Genomic DNA, 1,636 nt, shown 5'->3' on the forward strand with positions numbered 1-1,636 from the left:
TAACTCTAATACAGTTAAAAACTGCTACACAAAGAGCAACAATCCAGTTGTAAAAGAAGGAACTGAAGCAGTAGATAGCTACTATGCTGACGGTACAACTTATACTAAAAAAGATTTTTCAAATGGAAAAATAGCTGGATTACTTAATAAAAATGTAACTCAAGCCAATAAAGAATATATGGACTGGGCTGTTGTAGACAAAGAAACAGTCAATCAAAAATCATATATAGCAAGCTTTGATTTAACTAGCAATTCTGGAAAAGTTACAGATGCAATTATAACATTATATGACAGCGAAGGAAATGAAATAAATGCTACTTCATCTAAAAACTTTATGTTAGAAGATGGAACATTTAGATTAGTAAACGGACAATATAAATATAAAATAGCTGCTGATAGATATGAAGTTAAAATGGGTTCATTAAAGGTAGCTGGAGAAAATGTAACAGTAAGTGAAAAATTAACAGATGCATACCAAGTTTTATTTAATATAACTCCTGATGATGCGACTCTTACAGTAAAAGATAGCGAAGGAAATGTAATAGTTCCAAGTGAAGGAACTAAATATTTCTTATCAGATGGAAATTATACATACGAAGTTAAGAAAATTGGATACGAAGCTCAAGAAGCAGACTTTGAAGTAAAAGGTGAAGATTTAAGCTTTGATGTAGAATTACAAAACGTATACAAGGTATCTTTTGCTCCTAATGTATCAAATGCAAGAGATTTCAAGATAGAAGTATATAAAGGCGATAAATTAGTAACTCCTCAAGAAGATGGAACTTATTTATTGACTAATGGAAAATACACATATAAAGCTTCTGCAAGAGGATATGCTGAAATAAATAACGAATTTGAAGTTGCTTCAGCTGAATTAGGATTAACTGTACCATTTGCTACAGAATACGATACATCTTGGTACGATTCTAGTAAGACAAGCTTCGAAATATCAACTCCTGAACAACTTGCAGGTCTTGGAGCTATAGTCAATGGATATGCAGGTATAAGTGATCAATTTAACGGAAAAACTATAACATTGACACAAGATATAAATGTAGATGAAACTTTAAGTGGATGGTTGCCAATAGGTACTAGTAGCAAATCTTTCCAAGGTACATTTGACGGTGGTAATCACACTATAACTGTAAAAATAAATGCACCAAATGAGGATAATGTAGGATTATTTGGATATTTAAGTTCAAATGGTTCAGTTAATAACGTAACAGTAGATGGTTCTATAGTTGGTAAAAATACTGTCGGAGCAGTAGTTGGATATCAAAGTTTCTGCAAAGATATAAAAAATTGTACAAATAAAGCTACTGTAACAGGTCAAAATCAAGTAGGCGGAATAGTTGGTAATCACTATGTTTACATGAGAACTGTAGAAAACTGCGTAAATGAAGGAGAAGTAAATGGTAATACTTCTGTAGGTGGTATTTGTGGATACATGGGTCAAGGAACTGCTAAAAATTGTTCTAATAAAGGAAATGTAACTGCTGAATCTCAAGTAGGTGGAATAGTTGGAACTATACAAGGCACATCTGAGGTATCAAATGTAAGTAACTCAGGAAATGTAACTGCAAATTCTGATTTTGCAGGTGGTTTTTGACCCATGCTTTTGTTCTGCCGGTCAGGA

The 1,636-nt window shown here is 32.6% G+C and carries 1 protein-coding gene; it reads left to right on the forward strand.

The window, feature by feature from the left end; all coding sequences use genetic code 11:
* The coding region (locus tag ACI3VO_RS02115) for a GLUG motif-containing protein (RefSeq protein WP_439756324.1) at nucleotides 1-1,609 on the forward strand (1,609 nt) is incomplete at its 5' end.
* Nucleotides 1,610-1,636: the final 27 nt, after the last annotated feature.

This window comes from Intestinibacter sp., from assembly GCF_051866655.1.
Classification (GTDB): domain Bacteria; phylum Bacillota; class Clostridia; order Peptostreptococcales; family Peptostreptococcaceae; genus Intestinibacter.